A 777-nucleotide genomic window follows, 5' to 3' on the forward strand; every position below is an offset into this window, starting at 1 on the left:
TCGAGTTGTGCGCTCGTTTCGGCGTGCCGCCAGTGGAATTCGACGGCGATCGCGATGCTCTCATGCATGCCTTCACCGCAGACGGAGCTCAGCACATGGAGTATGTCCGCGAGCGAGGAGTCTTCGATGACCTACCCTTGAACGCGATCTTGACGGTGCTTCGGCACGCCTACGGCCCCACGATCTTCACGGGCGCTCACCCACTCGATGATGTTTTCACCGGCCGCACCCGGCCGGGCGAAACTCCCGGGGATCGAAACTCGCCGCGGGAGTCTCGATGAACACAAGCGGTGAGAACATACGCGCCGAACCCCGTATCGCGGCCGACTGCCGATCGGTCGGAGCTCTCTCCGCGAACAATCGCGATCGTGAACACTCGGACCGCCTCGGACACCTTCGAATCGGGTGAGCCGACACCTGCTGGCAGAGCTGTGCCACATGACTGTCTCGTCGGCGCGGCCGTGTTGAGGCCGGGCACCGGAAGTTGCACCGAACAGACGAGACCCGTTCTGCCGCTGGGGTTGCGGCCGATGAACGACCGATCCGAACGCCTCCCCGGGCACGAGACGCCGCGCGATACCCATATCCCTCTCCTGTGTGCGCAGCCGCTACCGCGAGAGCGGCCCGAACGGCGTCTACCGATGTCTCTTATCTATGCAAGGAGCGCAGCATGATGAACAACGCACCTCACACCCCCGCCAGGACCGTGGCGATCACAGGTGGAGCTCGCGGCATCGGCTATCAGACAGCGAAGGAGTTGATTCGACGAGGCCACCG

General features: G+C 63.7%; 2 pseudogenes. Both read left to right on the plus strand.

Features of this window, described 5'->3' with window-relative positions:
- Positions 1–281 (plus strand): annotated as a pseudogene (locus tag MTX35_RS25300) (transglutaminase); the annotation flags it as partial.
- Positions 282–670: 389 nt separating this feature from the next.
- Positions 671–777, plus strand: a pseudogene (locus tag MTX35_RS26175) (short-chain dehydrogenase); the annotation flags it as partial.

The organism is Rhodococcus sp. ARC_M12, assembly GCF_022810385.1.
GTDB lineage: Bacteria > Actinomycetota > Actinomycetes > Mycobacteriales > Mycobacteriaceae > Rhodococcoides > Rhodococcoides navarretei.